Source organism: Achromobacter sp. EG18, from assembly GCF_059759395.1.
In genome coordinates this window covers 6121316-6139289 of record NZ_CM186213.1, presented here as the reverse complement: position 1 = coordinate 6139289, position 17974 = coordinate 6121316, and the positions used below count along the sequence as shown (strand labels likewise).

Here is a 17974-nt window from a genome sequence, read left to right as displayed (position 1 = left end):
CGCGCTTGCGCGCGCCACGACCCATGACCTGCCGGCACGGAACCTGAAGCGTCGATCTTCCCGGCCATCCGCTCCTTGGCGCAAGCCTCGGCTTGCCGTAGCGGCACACCGCAAGAATCCCCGTTCCGGCGCGAAGCCCGGCCGGCGGCCACGCCGCCAGCGATCGCCCCATCCAGCCGCGGGATCAGAGGGGAAACTGCCCCAGCGCGGCGCAGACTTCGGCACGCACTTGCGCCACGTCGACGCCGCGGACGATATAGACCAGCCGTGACAGCCGCTCGTCATCCGGCCATTGCGGCAACGGCCGGATCGGATATAGCTCGCCATGTACGCCATGGACCTCGCACGGCAGGATTTCGCCGTCGAAGCACACCAATCCCTTCATCCGCAGCAAGGCCGTCCCGAACCGTTCCTGCACACGCGATACGCCCGCCAGGAAAGCCGCCCGCCCGATCGGCGCGACCAACGGCAACGAGAAGCTCGCGACCTGCGCATGGCGGCCGGCCATCGGCTTGGCGAACGCTTGCAGCCATCCGGCCAGATCGGCGCCATCACGACGCGCCTGCGTATCCGGCCCCTCCAGCAGCGCGCTCGCCAGGGGCGCATCGCTGCGCTGCACGCAACGACGCGCCCCCGGATTGATCGTCGCGACGGCCTGTTCGACGCGACGCAACTGCGCCGCATCCGCAAGATCGGATTTACTCAGCACGACCGTGTCGGCCAACGCCAATTGCCGCAGCGCCTCGGGTTGATCGGCCATGTGCGCCGCGCCATGCGGCACGTCCACCACCACGATGGCGCCTTGGTAGGCATAGCGCTCGGCCAGGAAACGATCGTGCTTGAGCGTGAACAGGATCGGGGCGGGATCCGCCAGGCCGCTGGTTTCGATCAGCACGCGCCGGAAGGGCTTGATGCGGCGGCTCAGCGCCAGCATGAACAGTTCCCGCAAGGTATCGGCCACTGCGCCGCTGACCACGCAGCAAAGGCATCCGCCTTCTATCAAGACGATATTGTCCTGCGCCATGCGGACCAGGTGATGATCGACGCCTATATCGCCGTACTCATTGACGATCACTACCGCGTCGGCATAAGCGGGTTCGCGCAACAGCCGGTTCAACAGCGTCGTCTTGCCACTGCCCAGAAATCCCGAAATCACCGTCACGCCGATGCGTTTGTCGCCTTCCGCCGCCATCCATGCCACGGACTCCCGCCCGCCCTCTCTATTGCGCCGCGCCCCAAATGGGGAATGGATCCCGAATCGTAGCCAATTCGGCCGCGGGCCGGGCCATTTCTTCCTGCGTCATCAGGCAGGCGCGCAAGCGCGCGTCCAGAGCCGCCTGGTCCATGCCGATGCCGATCAGCACCAGTTCCTGGCAGCGGTCTCCATAGACAGGATCCCAGTCGGCAATGATCCGGGCACGGGAATCCGCATCATCGGGCCAACGCTCGCGGGGCAACGCCGCCCACCAGTATCCTGCCGCGCCATGGCGCGTGACCGGCCCGGCCTGCGACCACGAAGCCGCGAAGGCGGGACGCGTCACCAGCCAGAAATACCCTTTCGAGCGCACCACCCCGGGCCATTCTTGCTGCATCCAATCCCACAGGCGCTGCGGATGGAACGGACGCCGGGCGCGGAACACGAAGCTGCCGATGCCATACTCCTGGGTCTCGGGCGTATGCTCGCCGCGCAATTCCTTCAGCCAGCCGGGCGCCCGCGCCGCTTCCTCGAAATCGAAGCGCCCGGTGTCCAGCACGCGCGCCAAGGGCACCCGGCCGAATTCGCCCCGCACGATATCGGCCCGCGGATTGAGTTTGCGCAATATGGCCTCGAGCCGCGCCAATTCGTCCGCCGCGACCAGGTCGGTCTTGTTCAGCACCATCACGTCGCAGAATTCCACCTGCTCGATCAACAGATCCACCACGGTGCGCCCGTCCTCGTCGCCCAGCGTCTCGCCGCGCGCGGCCAGGCTGTCATGGCTGGCATAGTCGCGCAGGAAATTGAATGCGTCCACGACCGTCACCATGGTGTCCAGGCGCGCCAGGTCGGACAGGCTGGCGCCATCCTCGTCGCGGAACGTGAACGTTTCGGCGACCGGCAGCGGCTCCGAGATGCCGGTCGACTCGATCAAGAGATAATCGAAGCGCCCCTCGGCGGCCAGCCGGCGGATCTCGATCAACAAGTCTTCGCGCAACGTACAGCAGATACAGCCGTTGCTCATTTCCACCAGCTTCTCGTCCGCCCGCGACAGCGCCGCCCCGCCCTCGCGCACCAGCCTGGCGTCGATATTGACCTCGGACATGTCGTTGACGATGACCGCCACCCGCCTCCCCTCGCGGTTATTGAGCACATGATTGAGCAGGCTGGTCTTGCCCGCGCCCAGAAAGCCCGACAACACCGTCACGGGCAGACCGCGCCGGCGACCGCCGCCGTCCGGACCCTGAGTCAGCTTCTCGACCGACGCCTCGCCCGTCCCGGCCGCCGGCCCCGCTTCCGACCCGCCACCTGTCTTCTCATCTTTCATCCGCATGACGCCACCCATAAAAAGAAATGTTATTACATAACAAATCTTACGCGCAGCGAGGCAACTGGAGCAACACGAAATGGAGCAGCACGGCATGAACCGCCGCAGGAAAGGTCACGCACACGTATCGCCACGTAGCGACACGGAAAACCAAAAGGGCCACTCACTTGCGTGAGTGGCCCTGAATTCTTTGGCTCCCCGAGCTGGGCTCGAACCAGCGACCTGCGGATTAACAGTCCGTCGCTCTACCGACTGAGCTATCGGGGAACTGCTAAGAAACGAGATTATGAAGGAAAAATTCGAAGTGTGCAAATCCGATGTTTTTTCGCGGGAGGGGCGCCGCATGTTTCCCATCGCAGAAAAACTCTGATATAATTTCGGTCTTTCCAGATCGGGCCCCATAAACAGGGCATGAACTGCGAAAAAAAAGATGTTTTGCTTGAAGTTCTGGCTTGCCGGAAACGAAGCAAATGGTCTTGCCGGCATAGCTCAGTTGGTAGAGCAGCGCATTCGTAATGCGAAGGTCGTAGGTTCGACTCCTATTGCCGGCACCAGAATTCAAAAAGCAGCCCGACCGGGCTGCTTTTTTCATTTCCGGCCGCATCCACCGCCCGATACCCCCCCCCCCCGCCACTTCCCTTGCGGGAACTCCCGCCTTGCCGCGCGCGTCCAACCCGCTGGACACATCACGGCAACGACTATCATGCGCATCCTTCTCGTAGAAGACGACACCATGATCGGGGAAAGCGTGCTGGACTGCCTGCGCGCCGAGCACTACGCCGTCGATTGGGTCAAGGACGGCCACGCGGCCGAACTGGCCCTGCGCACCGATCCCTACGACCTCGTATTGCTCGACCTCGGGCTGCCTCGCCGCGATGGACTGACGCTGTTGCGCGAACTGCGCGCGCGCAAGGACCGCACCCCGGTGCTGATCGCCACGGCGCGCGACGCCGTCAGCGACCGCATCGCCGGACTGGATGCCGGCGCCGACGACTACATCGTCAAGCCCTATGACGTCGACGAACTGCTGGCTCGCATGCGCGCGCTGATCCGCCGCAGCGCGGGCCGCGCCGAGCCGGTGTTCGAACACGAGGGCATCACCATCGATCCGCAATCCCACGCCGCCACGGTCGACGGCACGCCGGTGCCGCTGACCGCGCGTGAATGGGCGGTGCTGGAACCGCTCATCGCGCGGCCCGGCATGATCTTCTCGCGCGCCCAGCTCGAGGAGAAGCTGTACAGCTGGAAGGACAGCGTCAGCAGCAATGCGGTTGAGGTTTATATTCATGGCCTGCGCAAGAAACTGGGGCAGAACCTGATCCAGAACGTCAGAGGCGTCGGCTATGTCATTCCCAAAACATGAGCATTCCGCTTAGCTATTCGCTGCGGGCCCGATTGCTGTTCTTCCTGCTCGCGGCGATCGCGGTCGGCGCGCTGGTGCAAGGCGCCATCAGCTACCGCAGCACCTTGCAGCAGGCCGACGACATCTTTGACTCGCTGCTGCAGCGCACCGCGCTGTCGCTGGGCACGGGCGACGGCCTGTTGCGCATGGGTCCCGCCCACGCCCAGGGATCGGCCACGCCCATGGCCGACGACCTGATCATCCAGATCTGGACGCCGGATGGCGTGCGCGTGTTCAATTCGCGTTCGCGCCGCCCCCTGCCCGACCAGATCGTCCTGGGGTTCGCCGACACCGAGGTCGAAGGCAACACCTATCGCGTCTATTCACTGGCCACGCCGTTCCAGGTGATCCAGGTGGCGCAGGACATGAACGTCCGCAAGCGCATGGCGGGCGCGCTGGCCTGGCGCACGGTGGCGCCGATCGCGGCGGCGGCGCCGCTGCTGATGCTGATCGTCTGGTGCGTGGTGAGCTGGTCGCTGCGGCCGGTCAAGCGCGCGCGGGCCCAGGTGGCGGACCGCCAGCCCGAGGACCTGTCACCCATCAACGTGCCCGACCTGCCGGACGAGATCCGGCCCCTGATGCAGGAACTGAACCTGCTGCTGGAGAGGATGCGAGGCGCGTTCGCGCTGCAAAAACAGTTCGTCGGCGATGCCGCGCACGAACTGCGCTCACCGCTGGCGGCATTGAAACTGCAACTGCAATCGCTGCGACGCGCCGGCGACGACGCCAGCCGCCGCGTCGCCGAGGAACGCCTGGCGGCAGGCATCGAGCGCGCCACGCGGCTGGTGGAGCAGTTGCTGTCCATGGCGCGCCACGAAAACGCCGCCGAACGCGCCGCGCCCGAACCGGTGGACCTGGCCGAGGTCCTGCGGCTGGCCCTGTCCGAAACCCTGGCCGACGCCAACGCCAGGGACATCGATGTGCAAATGCATGGCGAGCCGCAAGCCTGGGTGCGCGGACGGCGCGACGACCTGGTGCTGCTGGCGCGCAACCTGCTCGACAATGCGATCAAATACACGCCGCCCGGCGGCCATGTCGACATCCGGCTCGAAGCGCCCGCCGGACAGGCACTGCTGCTGATCGACGACAACGGTCCGGGCATCCCGCCCGGGGAACGCGCCCGCGTGTTCGACCGCTTCTACCGGCTCGAAGGCAACACCCAGCACGGCAGCGGCCTGGGACTGGCGATCGCGCGCGCCATCGCCGAACGCCACGGCGCGACCATCACCCTTGAAGATGCGCCCGGCGGCAGCGGCCTGCGGGCCAGGGTCGCCTTTGCGCGCGGCCCCGCCCCGACTTAAGATTCACCTAAGTGTCAGGCCCGAAGATAGCGCCATGTCCCCACACATGAACGCAGGAGCCGACATGAAGACTTCGCAGATCAAACCCTCGCGCCTGGTGCTGGCGCTGCTGGCCGCCGGCGCGATTGGCGGCGCGGGCGCCGCCGCCACGTTCGGCGGCGTTTCGATGGCGGCCAGCGCGCCGTCCGCCACTGCCGCCGAGATCGCGGCCACCAGCGCCGCCACGCCGGGCGCCCCCATGATGGTCGCCCCCAACTTTGCCCAGATTACGCGCGACTACGGCCCCGCCGTGGTCAACATCAGCATCAGCGGCACGCGCAAAGTGTCCGACGACGACGACGATCCCTTCGCCCAGTTCTTCGGGCAGATTCCCGGCGCGCGCGGCGGCATGCCCTCGCGCGAAGTGCCGGTGCGCGGCGAAGGATCCGGCTTCATCGTCAGCAACGACGGCATCATCCTCACCAACGCCCACGTGGTGCAAGGCGCCAAGGAGGTGACCGTCAAGCTGACCGACCGTCGCGAATTCCGCGCCAAGGTGCTGGGCGCCGACACGCAGACCGACGTGGCCGTCATCAAGATCGACGCCAGGAACCTGCCGGTGGTCAAGATCGGCGACGTCAACAAGCTGCAGGTGGGCGAATGGGTGCTGGCCATCGGCTCGCCCTACGGCCTGGAAAACACCGCCACGGCGGGCATCGTCAGTGCCAAGGGCCGTTCGCTGCCGGACGACACTTCGGTGCCATTCATCCAGACCGATGTGGCGGTCAACCCCGGCAATTCGGGCGGACCGCTGTTCAATGACCGCGGCGAAGTCGTCGGTATCAATTCGCAGATCTACAGCCGCACCGGCGGCTTCCAGGGGCTGTCGTTCTCGATCCCGATCGACGTGGCGTACAAGATCAAGGACCAGATCCTGGAGCACGGCAAGGTGCAGCACGCACGCCTGGGCGTGACGGTGCAGGAGGTCAACCAGGACCTGGCCAATTCGTTCAAGCTGGACACGCCGTCCGGCGCCTTGGTTTCCAGCGTCGAAAAAGGCAGCGCGGCCGAAAAGGCCGGCCTGCAGCCCGGTGACGTGGTGCGCAGGATCGACGGCAAGACGATCGTGTCGTCGGGCGACCTGGCCTCGCTGATCACGCTGGCCAAGCCCGGCGAAAAGATCACGCTGGATCTGTGGCGCAACGGCGCTCCCAAGGAAGTCGTGGCCACGCTCGGCGGCATGCCGAAGGACCGGACGCAGGCTGCCGGCGACAGCCGCGACGTGCAGAAGGGCCAGCTCGGCCTGGCCTTGCGGCCGCTGTCGCCCCAGGAGCAGGAAGCGGCGGGCACGCAGGGACTGTTGATCGAGCAATCGGCCGGCCCGGCCGCCAAGGCGGGCATCCAGCCGGGCGACGTATTGTTGTCGCTCAACGGCCAGCCTGTGCGCAACATCAGCCAGGTCAAGGATGCGCTGTCAAAGGCCGGCAAGACGGTCGCGCTTCTGGTGCAGCGCGGTGAAGACAAGATCTTCGTGCCGGTGCAGCTCGGCTAAGGCTGGCGGGGCCCCTCGCGGGGCCGCCAGCCTTACTCCGCGTCGGGCTGCTTGCCCGGGGCGGCGGCGTCGAACGCCGGCAACTCGCGGCAGGCGGCATCGATCCGCACGACCGTGGGCATCGCGGCCAGATCGCATTCGAAGCGGCGCGCGTTGGCCACCTGCGGCACCAGGCAAAGGTCGGCGATGGTCGGCGTGTCGCCATGGCAGAACTGGCCGGTGGCGGACGACCCGGCCAGTTGCGCTTCCAGGGCTTCCAATCCCTGGCGCACCCAATGCTGATACCAGGCCGTCTTGGCGGCTTCGTCCACGCCCAGCGTATGCTTCAGGTACTTCAACACCCGCAGGTTGTTCAAGGGATGCGTATCGCAGGCAATGCCCAGCGCGAGGTCGCGCACGCGCGCCCGGCCAATGGCGTCGGCCGGCAGCAGCGGCACCTGCGGATGCGTTTCCTCCAGGTACTCGATGATGGCGAGCGATTGACCGATGACCGCGTCGCCGTCGACCAGCGTCGGCACCAGCGCAGTCGGGTTGACCTTGCGGTAGTCGGCCGACAATTGCTGGCCGCCATCCTTCAGCAGGTGCACCGCCAGGTATTCGTACGGCAGGCCCTTCAGGTTCAGGGCGATGCGCACGCGATAGGCGGCCGAACTGCGGAAATAGCTGTACAACTGCATGAAGTCTCCTCGAGTCTTGTCCTTGGCGGCGCCCGCGACGGGGGCCGCGCCTATTCCAGCGATTCGGTCTGCGCCACCTTGCGCGACAGCCCCTTGGGCAACGGGAACGCCACATTCTCTTCCAGGCCCGGCATGGTGCGCACCGACACCGCGCCCAGTTCCTTGACCCGCGCGATCACCTGCTGCACCAGGATCTCGGGCGCCGAGGCGCCGGCGGTCACGCCGATGCGCTTGCGGCCTTCGAGCCAGGCCGGGTCGATGGAATGCGCGCCGTCGATCAGGTAGGACGCCACGCCCTTGCGGTCCGCCACTTCGCGCAGGCGGTTGGAGTTGGAGCTGTTGGGGCTGCCCACCACCAGCACCAGGTCGCATTCCGGCGCCAGCACCTTGACCGCGTCCTGGCGGTTCTGGGTGGCATAGCAGATATCGCTTTTCTTGGGCTCGACGATGCTCGGGAAACGCGCCTTGAGCGCCTTGGATACCGCCGCCGCGTCATCCACGGAAAGGGTCGTCTGCGTGACGTAGGCCAGGTTCTCGGGATCGTTCACCTGCAGCCCGGCCACGTCCTCGACCGTCTCGACCAGGTACATGCCGCCCTGGGCCTGGCCCAGCGTGCCTTCGACCTCGGGATGGCCCTTGTGGCCGATCATGATGATCTCGCGCCCGGCCGCGCGCATGCGGGCCACCTCGATATGCACCTTGGTCACCAGCGGACAAGTGGCGTCGAACACCTGCTGCCCGCGAGCCTCGGCCTCGGCCCGCACCGCCTTGGACACGCCGTGGGCGGAGAACACCACGATCGCGCCCGTGGGCGCGTCGTCGAGTTCGTCGATGAAGATGGCGCCCTTGGCGCGCAGGTCCTCGACCACGTAGCGGTTGTGGACGATCTCGTGGCGCACGTAGATCGGCGCGCCATGCAACTCGAGCGCGCGCTCGACGATGTCGATGGCACGGTCGACGCCGGCACAGAAGCCGCGCGGCTGTGCCAGCACGACTTCGGCGTCGGCCGCGGTGACGGGGACAACCTGGCTCATCAGAGAACTCCCAGCAGCGCCACGTCGACTCGCAAACGGACGCCCGCAAGCGGGTGGTTGAAATCGAACAACGCCGATTCCTCGTTGATTTCCTTCAGAACGCCCGAGTAGCGCCCGCCATTGGGCGCGGCGAATTCGACCAGGTCGCCCGGCTCGAAGGTGGCGTCCGCGCCGGCGTGTTCGGCCAGCATCTTGCGCGTCACGCGCTGGATCAGTTCGGGGTTGCGCTCGCCATAGGCATCGGCCGGCTCGAGCGTGACACTGAACCGGTCGCCTTCGGCCTTGCCGAGCAAGGCGGTTTCCAGGCCGGGGGCCCACTGGCCGCTACCCAGTTGCAACGTCGCCGGACGGCCGTCGAAGGTGTCGGTGAATACCGACCCCTCGCCCGGCCCCGAGGCCAGGGTGATGCGGTAGTGCAGCGTCAGGTAGGAGTCCGGACGGACCAAAACGTTCACTTCGTTAGAGGCGATGCTCAAGATCTGCCACCGTATTCAGACAGTAAGTAAACCCTGATTTTAGAGCCTCTTATGAAATTGTCTGCGCGGGTGCCAAAAGCCGACCGTCCCAGGGAGCGCCTGCTGCGCCTGGGGGCGTCGGCGTTACAAAATGCCGAACTGCTCGCCATCGCCCTGCGCACGGGGGTGCCGGGCCTGAATGTGCTGGACCTGTCGTGCCAATTGCTGGACCGCTTCCATGGCCTGCGCGGGCTGCTGGGCGCCACCCCCGAGGAACTGCAGGCGTTGCCGGGGCTGGGCACCGCCAAGGCCTGCGCCCTGGCGGCCATACTGGAAATGGCCAAGCGCGCTGTCGAAGAGGAACTGGCGCGCGACAGCACGCTCGACCACCCGTCCCGGGTAAAGCAATACTGCCGGGTCACGCTGGCCCACCGCCGGGTCGAACATTGCATCGCCCTCTACCTGGACAGCCGGCTGCGCCTGATCGCCAGCGGCGAACTGGCGCGCGGCACGCTGTCGCAGGCCTCGGTGTACCCGCGCGAAGTCGTGCGCGAGGCCCTGAGGCACCATGCCGCCGCGCTGATCGTGGCCCACAATCACCCCTCCGGCCTGGCCGAGCCAAGCGCCGCCGACCAGGCCTTCACCCGCCACCTGAAACAGGCGCTGGCCCTGGTGGACGTCGCCCTGATCGACCACCTCATCATCGCCGGCGACACGGTCACCTCGATGGCGGAACTGGGCCGCATCTGAGGGGCTGCGCGCGCCACGGGAATTCGTTAGACTACGGCCCGAAATTGCTTTAGGCTTAACCTAATCCCGCTTTCCCGATTCCGTTTTTCGCGACCCGCGCCCTCCATGAAACGCCTGTGGGATATCTCCCCTCCCGTCTCCACGGCTTCGCCCGTGTTCCCCGGCGATACCCCGTATCGCCAGGAATGGAAGTGGTCGCTCGCGCCCGGCTGCCCCGTCAACGTCAGCGAAATCACCCTGTCGCCGCACGTGGGCGCGCACGCCGACGCGCCGCTGCACTACCAGAACGGCGCCGCCGCCATCGGCGCAGTCTCGCTCGAACCGTTCCTGGGCCCCTGTCGCGTCATCCACGCGATCGACTGCGGCCCGCTGATCACCCCGGAGCACCTGCTCCACGCCGCCAACAACCTGCCGCCGCGCATCCTGGTGCGTACCGCCAAGCATGCCGCGCAGGAATGGTGGACCGACGACTTTTCGGCCTACGCGCCGCAAACCATCGAATGGCTGGCCGAACGCGGCGTCATGCTGATCGGGCTGGACACCCCCAGCATCGACCCCGCGTCCAGCAAGACCCTGGACAGCCATCACACCATCCTGCGGCACGACATTCGAGTACTGGAGAACCTGGTGCTCGACGACGTGCCCGAGGGCGATTACGAACTGATCGCACTGCCGCTGGCTTTGATCCAGGCTGACGCCAGCCCGGTGCGCGCCGTCTTGCGCGAATTGGGCTGAAACACCGGCCACGGGCGGACCGTGCGGGCCGCGGCGCAATGATGGCGCCGCCGCTGCGCCGACCGCCCCATTCGAAAGAAGCACGACCATGACCATTCCGTACGACCCGCGCATGGCGCTCGCCTGCGCCCGCCTGCCATTTTCCGGCTGGCGCAGCCTGCCCGCCTCCGCCCGCCGCGCGGCCCCACCCTGCCAGGGAGGCCAGGCATGAGCCAGAACCAACGCCCCGAAGACATCGTCCACGAGGAAAAAGCGCAGCTGGATTTCGCGCGCGACATGACCTACGGCGACTACCTGCACCTGGACGAGCTGCTGGGCGCGCAGCACCCGCTGTCGCCCGAGCACAATGAGATGCTGTTCATCGTGCAGCACCAGACCAGCGAACTCTGGATGAAGCTGATGCTGCACGAGCTGCGCGGCGCCATCGCCAACCTGGCGGCCGACCGGCCGCAGCCCGCCTTCAAGATGCTGGCCCGGGTCAGCAAAATCATGGAGCAGCTGGTCCATGCCTGGGACGTGCTCGCGACCATGACGCCGCCCGAGTACTCCGCCCTGCGGCCCTATCTGGCCCGTTCCAGCGGCTTCCAGAGCTACCAGTACCGCCAGATCGAGTTCCTGCTGGGCAACAAGAACGCCGCCATGCTCAAGCCGCACGCGCATCGCGCCGACCTGCTGGCGCAGGTGCAACAGGCCTACGAGGCGCCCTCGCTGTATGACGAATCCCTGCGCCTGCTGGCGCGGCATGGCGTGACGGTCCCCGCCGACCGCCTGGAACGCGATTGGACCCAGCCTTACCTGGCCTCCGATGGCGTCGAGCAGGCCTGGCTGACCGTCTACCGCGACACCGACCGCTACTGGGACCTGTACCAGCTGGGCGAAAAGCTGACCGACCTGGAGGATGCCTTCCGCTTGTGGCGTTTCCGCCACGTCACCACGGTCGAGCGCGTCATCGGCTTCAAGCGCGGCACCGGCGGCACCTCGGGCGTGGACTACCTGCGGCGCATGCTGGAAGTGGTGCTGTTCCCCGAGATCTGGAAACTGCGCACGAACCTCTGATCCGGCGCCTATCCGTCCCTGAATGGGCATCCGGGCAGGTCCGCCCGGATTGCCTGGGCCGCCCCGTGATTCCCATGCTAGAATGCACAGTTACTTTTCGGATACGTGGCAGGAACGCCTGAAAGCGGTTCGTGCTGGCGACCCTAACTTTTGACATGACTCCCTGGGGGAGTCCTAGGAAAGCACCATGAAAGAAGGCATTCACCCCGAATACCGCGAAGTCGTCTTCGCCGACCTGCAAACGGGCAGCAAGTTCATCACCCGCTCGACCGTCCAGACGCGCGAAACCATCGAACTCGATGGCAAGACGTACCCGCTCTTCAAGTGCGACGTGACCTCCGAATCGCACCCGTTCTACACGGGCGCCCAGACGCGTATCGTCGAAACCGGCCGCGTGGAAAAATTCCGCGCCCGTTTCGCCCGCACCGCTGGCACGGTCAAGTCCGCTTCCTGATCCTGTTGCTCCCACGGGAGTCACAGCAAAAAGGCAGCCTCCGGGCTGCTTTTTTTTCCCCTGACCCTGCTTGTCGACCAACCAGGGGCTGGCGCTTCCCGATCTCTCGGTTACATTAACGCCCGTGTCCCCACTTTCCATTTCCACTCCGGCCCGGCTGACGTCCGTGGCCACCGCGAAGCTGCCCAGGCTGATCCTGCTTGGGCTGGCGCTGGCGTACATCGTCGCCGGCCTGTTCATGCGCGACCCGTGGAAAACCGACGACGCGGTCGGCCTGGCGACCATGATCACCGCCATCCGCGAGGGTGGCATCACCTGGCTGCTGCCGCAGGTGGGGCACCTGGCGCATGCCGAGGAAGGCCCGCTGATCACCTGGGTTGGCGCCATCTGCATCTGGCTGTTCGGCCCCTTCATCGGCGACATCACCGCTGGCCGCCTGCCCAACCTGCTCTGGTTCGGCATCACCGCCACCAGCGTCTGGTACGGCACCTATCTGCTGGGCCGCCGCGCCGAAGCGCAGCCACTGGCCCTGCCCTTCGGCGGCGAGCCGGAACCGCGCGACTACGGCCGCATGCTGGCCGACGCCGCGCTGCTGCTGCTGCTGGCCACGGTCGGCATCCTGCAGCGCACCCATGAAACCACGGTCGTGCCCGCCATCATGGCGTGCCAGGCGCTGGCCTTCTATTCGCTGGCGCGTACCGTCGATCGTCCGGTCACCGGCTCGACCACCCTGGGCATCGCGCTGGCCGCCAGCTTTCTCACGCGCGGCTGGATCGGCGCGCTGCCGATCATGGTCGGCGCCCTGCTGGCCTTCTATCCGCGCGGCCCGCTCTGGAAATGCAAGCGCTGGCTGCCCTGGGCGGCCGCGTTGGCCGCCGCGCTGATCCTGGCCTGGTGGATTCCGGCCAGCCAGGCCAGCGAATACTGGATCCGCAACTGGAAGGCCTGGAACCTGGCGTCCTTCGCCGTGCCCGCCTGGCACGACCTCGGCCGCACGCTGCGCGACCTGCCCTGGTATTTGTGGCCCACCTGGCCGCTGGCGCTGCTGGCCATCTGGCGCTGGCGCGCCTGGATCTATGCGCCGCATATCTGGTTGCCGCTGATGCTGCTGATCTGTTCCGCCCTCGTGCTGTTCGGGTTGGACGAGGCCAGCGATTCGGAATACGTACTGCTGGCCGTGCCTTGCGCGGTGCTGGGCGCCTTTTCGCTGCCGACCTTGCGTCGCGGCGTGGTCAACACGCTGGACTGGTTCGCAGTGATGTGCTTTTCACTGACCGCCGCCACCGCGTGGCTCGGCTGGATCGCGTTGCATTTCCACTGGCCGGCGCAGATCGCTCGCAACATCGGCCGCCAGACCACCGGGTATGAGCCCGTCATCTCCTGGGTGGCCTTCGCCCTGGCGGTGGTCTTCACGCTCGGCTGGATCGCGCTGGTGGTCTGGCGCCTGCGCGTCAAGCCGCAAGCGCTGTGGCGCGGCACCGTGCTGTCGGCCGGCGGCCTGACGGTCACCTGGATCCTGCTGGTGCTGCTGTGGCAGCCCGCGGTCGACTACGCCCGCAGCTACCGCACCGTATCGGGCGAGCTGGCGCAGGCCGTGGCGCAGAACCTCCGTCCGGGCGAATGCGTGCGCGGGCTTAGCCTGGGCAGCGGCCAGCGCGCCTCGTTCCTGATCTTCAACAACCTGACGTTCACGTTCGATTCGAAGTGCACGCTGGTGCTGCAGCAGACCACCAACCAGAGCCTGCGCGACAACACCGCCGCCTACAGCGACAGCGCCGACGTGCTGTGGCAGGGCGGCCGCCGCGCCGACCGCCAGGAAGTGTTCCGCCTGCTGCGAGTCGGCCCCACCCGATGACGCCCGCCCAACCGGCGGTGCCCGGTTTCGGCGCCACCCTGCGCAACATCGCGAAACAGGCCTGGCCGGTCCTGGTCAGCCAATGGGCCGGCATCTCGTTTGGCGTGCTGGACACCGCCATGACCGGCCACGCCAGCGCCAACGACCTGGCGGCGATGGCGCTGTCGGCCTCGATCTACATCACCGTTTTCGTGGGTCTGATGGGGGTGGTGCACGCCCTCATCCCGATCCTGGCGCAGCATTTCGGCGCCGGCAACAACCGCGAAGTGGGCCGCAGTTGGGGCCAGGGCGTGTGGCTGGCGCTGGGCCTGTCGGCGGTGGGCGGCATCCTGATGCTGTTCCCGGACTTCTGGCTGTCGATGTCGGGCAACGTCGATCCCGGCGTGCGCGACCGCATCGCTTCGTACCTGCGGGCGCTGATCCTGGCGCTGCCGGCCGCGCTGGTGTTCCGCACCATCTACGCGCTCGGCACCTCCGTGTCGCGGCCCAAGCTGGTGATGGCGATCAACCTCACCGCCATCGGCTTCAAGGCCTTCTTCAACTGGCTGTTCATCTACGGCAGCCTGGGCCTGCCGGCGATGGGCGCCACCGGCGCCGGCCTGGCGACCGCCGTGGTGTCGTGGATGAGCCTGGGGCTGGGCCTGTGGGTCATCACCCACGACCGCTATTACCGTCGCTTCCACCTGCACGTCGGCCGGCCCGACTGGAAGACGCTGAAAGAACTGCTGCGACTGGGCATCCCCATGGGCGGTTCGTATCTGGTGGAAGTCTCGGCCTTCACGTTCATGGCCCTGCTGGTGGCGCGCGAGGGCACCTTCGTGACCGGCGGGCACCAGATCATGTCGAACCTGGCCGCGCTGTGCTACATGATGCCGATGGCGCTGGGCGTGGCCACCGCCGCGCTGACGGCGCAGGCGATCGGCGCGGGCAACCTCGCGCATGCCCACCGCACCGGCATGGCGGGCCTGGCGCTGGGGCTGATGGGCGCCCTGCTGACCGCGGTAGTGCTGCTGGCCGGCCGCCCGCTGATCCTGGCGGCCTACACCGACAATCCCCAGGTGGCCGCGGTGGCGACCACGCTGCTGGCGGTGCTGCCGCTGTTCCACCTGTTCGACTCCATGCAGTGCATCAACTCGTACCTGCTGCGGGCCTATAAAGTCGCGGTGGTGCCGCTGCTGCTGCAGACGGTGGCGCTGGCCGGCGTCGGCCTGGTCGGCGGCTGGTGGTTCGGTTTCGGACCGGGGCGCGGCGGCCTGGACGGGCTGCGCGAGATCCTGGTGCCGGGCTCGCCGCAGGGCGCGGGCAGCATGTGGTTGATGGCAATGGTGGGCCTGGCGCTGTCAGCCACCCTGCTGCACTTCTGGTATCGGCATATCGTGCGGACCGTGGCGCGCCAGGCCTGACGGCACGCCCGGCGGGCAGCGACGGCGCAAAAAAAAGCAGCCTGAGGGCTGCTTTTTTCATGGCGGTGTGGCCGCCCCGCGCCGTTGCCGGCGGCGGGGACGCGCAGCGCGCTCAGCCCTTGGGGCGCTTGTCGATCACACGCCGCGCCTTGCCGGTCAGCGTGCGCTCGACGTGGCCGGCGTCCGACACCTGGATGCGGGCGCTGACGCCGATGTGCGTCTTGACCGCATGCTGCAATTGCTTGCCCAGCGCCGCGCGCTCGGCGTCCGACAGGGTCGCGAACTCGGCGCGGACTTCCGTCAGGATCTCGAGTTCATCCATATTGCCCGTGCGCGACAGCACCAGCTGGTAATGCGGGGCCAGTTGCGCGATCTTGAGCACCAGCTCCTCGACCTGAGTCGGGAACATGTTCACGCCGCGCACGATCAGCATGTCGTCGCTGCGGCCGGTGATCTTGCCGATGCGGCGCATGCTGCGCGCGGTGGGCGGCAACAGGCGGGTCAGGTCGCGGGTGCGGTAGCGGATGATGGGCATCGCTTCCTTGGTCAGCGAGGTGAACACCAGCTCGCCCGGCTCGCCGTCCGCCACGGGCTCGCCCGTGTCCGGATTGATGATCTCGGCGTAGAAGTGGTCTTCCCACACCACCGGACCGTCCTTGGTCTCGACGCACTCGCTGGCCACGCCCGGGCCCATCACTTCGGACAGGCCGTAGATGTCGACCGCGTCGATGCCCGCCTCGGCCTCGATGTCGGCGCGCATCTGCCCGGTCCAGGGCTCGGCGCCGAAGATGCCGATGCGCAGCGAACTTTGACGCGGATCAATCCCCTGGCGGCGCTGCTCCTCCAGAATATTGCAGAAATAGGAGGGCGTGACCATGATGATGTCCGGACGGAAATCGTTGATCAGTTGCACCTGCTTTTCGGTCTGCCCGCCCGACATCGGGATGACGGTGCAACCCAGGCGTTCGGCGCCGTAATGCGCCCCCAGGCCACCCGTGAACAGGCCGTAGCCGTAGGCCACGTGCACCGTGTCGCCGGGCTTGCCGCCGGCCGCGCGGATCGAGCGCGCCACCAGGTTGGCCCAGTTGTCCAGGTCGCGCTGGGTGTATCCCACCACGGTCGGCTTGCCGGTCGTGCCGCTGGACGCGTGGATGCGCGAAATGCGCTCGCGCGGCACCGCGAACATGCCGAACGGATAGTTCTCGCGCAGTTCCTTCTTGGTGGTGAAGGGGAACTTCGAAATGTCGGACAGCTGCTTCAGGTCGTCCGGATGCACGCCGATCTCGTCGAACGCCTTCTTGTAGTGCGGCACGTTCTCGTAGGCGTGCTTGAGCGACCACTTCAGGCGCTCGAGCTGCAACGCGCGCAGCTCATCCTGGCTGGCATGCTCGATGGGGTCCAGCCCCGGCTTGCTCATGGTGTTGGACATGGTTATCTCTCTCCTGGAATGCTCTACCCTCCGTGCCGGGGGACGCGCCGCGCGCCCGCCTCGGCCGGTGGCCTTGTCTCTGATTGGTTGACGCGTTCAAGCCTCGGCCGGCGTGCCGACGATCTGCCCCTTGATGCGATAGGACCGGCCCCGGAACAGGGCGACGTTGCGGCCGTCCTGGTTGGTGACGGTCACGTCGTACACCCCGGTGCGCCCGGCCAGCGAGCGCTCCTGCGCCACCGCGGTCAGCAGGTCGCCCTCGAAGCCGGGGGCCAGGTAATCGATGGTGCAGCCCGACGCCACGGTGCTGACGTTGCGCGAATTGCAGGAAAAGGCAAAGGCGCTGTCGGCCAACGCGAAGATGAAACCGCCATGACAGGTCTTGTGGCCGTTGAGCATATCGGGGCGCACCCGCATGCTCAGGCGCGCATAGCCCGGCGCCATTTCCTCGACCTTCATGTCCAGGCCCTGCGAGGCCGCGTCGCCGGCGTACATCACCGTGCCCACGGCCTGCGCCAGTTCCTGCGGATCCGTCGGCGCCTCGACGGGCGGAACGTGCGTGCTGCTCATCATTGCCCCTTGAACTGCGGTTCGCGTTTGCCCAGGAAGGCCGCCACGCCTTCGGCGTAGTCGGCGCTGCGGCCCAGTTCGCGCATCATGTCGCGCTCCAGGTCCAACTGGGTCGCCAGGTCATTGCCCAGGCTGGCCTGCAAGGCGCGCTTGGTGAAGGCCAGGCCCTTGGTCGGCGCGCGCGAGAAGTGCTGCGCCAGGTTTTCCAGGGTCGTGTCGAACGCGTCGTCGGCCACGCATTGCCAGATCAGGCCCCAGGCCTCGGCCTGGCGCGCGCTGAGCTTGTCGCCCAGCATGGCCAGGCCCATGGCGCGGGCGCGGCCGACCAGGCGCGGCAGCACGAAGGTGCCGCCCGTGTCGGGGATCAGGCCTAGCTTGCAGAACGACTGGATGAAGTTGGCCGATTCCTTGGCGATGACGATGTCGCCGGCGAAGGCCAGGTTGGCGCCCGCCCCCGCCGCCACGCCATTGACCCCGACCACCACCGGCATCGGCAGCGCGTTCAGGCGCCGCACCAGCGGCGCGTAGAACTTGTCGACGGTCTCGCCCAGGTCGGGCGGCGTGCCGTCGGGCGCCGGTTTGCGCTCGCTCAGGTCCTGCCCGGCGCAGAAGCCGCGGCCGGCGCCGGTCAGCACCAGCACGCGCGCGCCCTCGGTTTCGACGCGGGTCAGCGCATCCGCCACTTCAGCGTGCATGTTGGCGGTGAAGCTGTTGAGCTTGTCCGGACGGTTCAGCGTCAGGCGGGCGATGCCGTCGGCCAGTTCGAATTGGATGTCTTGATAGGTCATGTCCCGTTCCAC

17 protein-coding genes and 2 tRNA genes are annotated in these 17974 nt (G+C 67.0%); 10 read left to right on the top strand and 9 right to left on the bottom strand.

The genetic code is table 11. From position 1 onward, the window contains the following. Nucleotides 1-184 precede the first annotated feature (184 nt). From AC6CR5_RS28235 to AC6CR5_RS28225, 3 genes are all read right to left on the bottom strand, one after another. On the bottom strand, nucleotides 185-1192 hold the full coding sequence (locus AC6CR5_RS28235; RefSeq protein ID WP_020924552.1) for a CobW family GTP-binding protein: 1008 nt from the start codon (nucleotides 1190-1192) through the stop codon (nucleotides 185-187). Between the two features lie 28 nt (nucleotides 1193-1220). Next, a complete protein-coding gene (gene zigA, locus AC6CR5_RS28230) occupies nucleotides 1221-2522 on the bottom strand; it encodes a zinc metallochaperone GTPase ZigA (RefSeq protein ID WP_223821540.1) in 1302 nt (433 codons plus the stop codon). A 191-nt stretch (nucleotides 2523-2713) separates the two neighbouring features. Next, a tRNA-Asn gene (locus tag AC6CR5_RS28225) sits at nucleotides 2714-2789 on the bottom strand. Between the two features lie 211 nt (nucleotides 2790-3000). Between AC6CR5_RS28225 and AC6CR5_RS28220 the strand changes: the two genes are divergently transcribed. The 4 genes from AC6CR5_RS28220 to AC6CR5_RS28205 all read left to right on the top strand — a co-directional run bounded on the left by AC6CR5_RS28220 (nucleotide 3001) and on the right by AC6CR5_RS28205 (nucleotide 6756). Further along, nucleotides 3001-3076 (top strand) — tRNA-Thr (locus tag AC6CR5_RS28220). Nucleotides 3077-3225: 149 nt separating this feature from the next. After that, a complete protein-coding gene (locus AC6CR5_RS28215) occupies nucleotides 3226-3885 on the top strand; it encodes a response regulator (RefSeq protein ID WP_020924554.1) in 660 nt (219 codons plus the stop codon). After that, entirely contained in the window at nucleotides 3882-5225 is a 1344-nt protein-coding gene (locus AC6CR5_RS28210) for an ATP-binding protein (protein WP_110059048.1), read from the top strand. Before AC6CR5_RS28215 ends, AC6CR5_RS28210 begins: the two co-directional genes overlap by 4 nt. Before the next feature lie 64 nt (nucleotides 5226-5289). After that, nucleotides 5290-6756, top strand: a complete 1467-nt coding sequence (locus AC6CR5_RS28205; RefSeq protein WP_026382794.1) for a DegQ family serine endoprotease — start codon at nucleotides 5290-5292, stop codon at nucleotides 6754-6756. 32 nt (nucleotides 6757-6788) lie between these two features. On the opposite strand, the gene maiA is transcribed toward AC6CR5_RS28205, so the two are convergent. From maiA to AC6CR5_RS28190, 3 genes are read right to left on the bottom strand one after another with little or no spacing between them, the layout of a single operon-like run. Then, complete coding sequence (maiA, locus tag AC6CR5_RS28200) at nucleotides 6789-7433, bottom strand: maleylacetoacetate isomerase (protein WP_498085107.1); 645 nt, start codon at nucleotides 7431-7433, stop codon at nucleotides 6789-6791. A 50-nt stretch (nucleotides 7434-7483) separates the two neighbouring features. Next, the gene (gene ispH / locus AC6CR5_RS28195) at nucleotides 7484-8467 is read right to left on the bottom strand and encodes a 4-hydroxy-3-methylbut-2-enyl diphosphate reductase (RefSeq protein ID WP_006388315.1); all 984 of its coding nucleotides are present in this window, start codon (nucleotides 8465-8467) and stop codon (nucleotides 7484-7486) included. After that, complete coding sequence (locus AC6CR5_RS28190; RefSeq protein ID WP_006388314.1) at nucleotides 8467-8943, bottom strand: FKBP-type peptidyl-prolyl cis-trans isomerase; 477 nt, start codon at nucleotides 8941-8943, stop codon at nucleotides 8467-8469. Before AC6CR5_RS28190 ends, ispH begins: the two co-directional genes overlap by 1 nt. A 51-nt stretch (nucleotides 8944-8994) precedes the next feature. Here AC6CR5_RS28190 and radC point away from each other — a divergent pair, with 51 nt between their 5' ends. The 6 genes from radC to AC6CR5_RS28160 all read left to right on the top strand — a co-directional run bounded on the left by radC (nucleotide 8995) and on the right by AC6CR5_RS28160 (nucleotide 15175). After that, a complete protein-coding gene (radC, locus tag AC6CR5_RS28185) occupies nucleotides 8995-9672 on the top strand; it encodes a RadC family protein (protein WP_006388313.1) in 678 nt (225 codons plus the stop codon). A gap of 105 nt (nucleotides 9673-9777) precedes the next feature. Beyond that, nucleotides 9778-10407 carry an arylformamidase gene (kynB, locus tag AC6CR5_RS28180; RefSeq protein WP_006388312.1) on the top strand — a complete coding sequence of 210 codons (630 nt, stop codon included), beginning with the start codon at nucleotides 9778-9780 and terminating at the stop codon, nucleotides 10405-10407. A gap of 207 nt (nucleotides 10408-10614) precedes the next feature. After that, nucleotides 10615-11463: a tryptophan 2,3-dioxygenase gene (gene kynA, locus AC6CR5_RS28175; RefSeq protein ID WP_006388311.1), complete on the top strand. Its 849-nt coding sequence runs from the start codon at nucleotides 10615-10617 to the stop codon at nucleotides 11461-11463. Between the two features lie 187 nt (nucleotides 11464-11650). Further along, on the top strand, nucleotides 11651-11917 hold the full coding sequence (locus tag AC6CR5_RS28170; RefSeq protein WP_006388310.1) for a type B 50S ribosomal protein L31: 267 nt from the start codon (nucleotides 11651-11653) through the stop codon (nucleotides 11915-11917). A 124-nt stretch (nucleotides 11918-12041) separates the two neighbouring features. Beyond that, nucleotides 12042-13772, top strand: coding sequence for an ArnT family glycosyltransferase (locus AC6CR5_RS28165; protein ID WP_498085106.1), 1731 nt, complete (start codon nucleotides 12042-12044; stop codon nucleotides 13770-13772). Beyond that, nucleotides 13769-15175 carry an MATE family efflux transporter gene (locus tag AC6CR5_RS28160; protein ID WP_024068198.1) on the top strand — a complete coding sequence of 469 codons (1407 nt, stop codon included), beginning with the start codon at nucleotides 13769-13771 and terminating at the stop codon, nucleotides 15173-15175. The genes AC6CR5_RS28165 and AC6CR5_RS28160 overlap by 4 nt, the downstream gene beginning before the upstream one ends. Nucleotides 15176-15287: 112 nt before the next feature. On the opposite strand, the gene paaK is transcribed toward AC6CR5_RS28160, so the two are convergent. From paaK to paaG, 3 genes are all read right to left on the bottom strand, one after another. After that, nucleotides 15288-16604, bottom strand: a complete 1317-nt coding sequence (paaK, locus tag AC6CR5_RS28155) for a phenylacetate--CoA ligase PaaK (protein ID WP_020924561.1) — start codon at nucleotides 16602-16604, stop codon at nucleotides 15288-15290. Between the two features lie 96 nt (nucleotides 16605-16700). Then, nucleotides 16701-17174: a hydroxyphenylacetyl-CoA thioesterase PaaI gene (gene paaI / locus AC6CR5_RS28150; protein ID WP_026382792.1), complete on the bottom strand. Its 474-nt coding sequence runs from the start codon at nucleotides 17172-17174 to the stop codon at nucleotides 16701-16703. Beyond that, nucleotides 17174-17962 (bottom strand): 2-(1,2-epoxy-1,2-dihydrophenyl)acetyl-CoA isomerase PaaG, encoded by a 789-nt coding sequence (paaG, locus tag AC6CR5_RS28145; protein WP_054484665.1) that lies wholly within the window; start codon nucleotides 17960-17962, stop codon nucleotides 17174-17176. The genes paaI and paaG overlap by 1 nt, the downstream gene beginning before the upstream one ends. Between the last annotated feature and the right edge of the window lie 12 nt (nucleotides 17963-17974).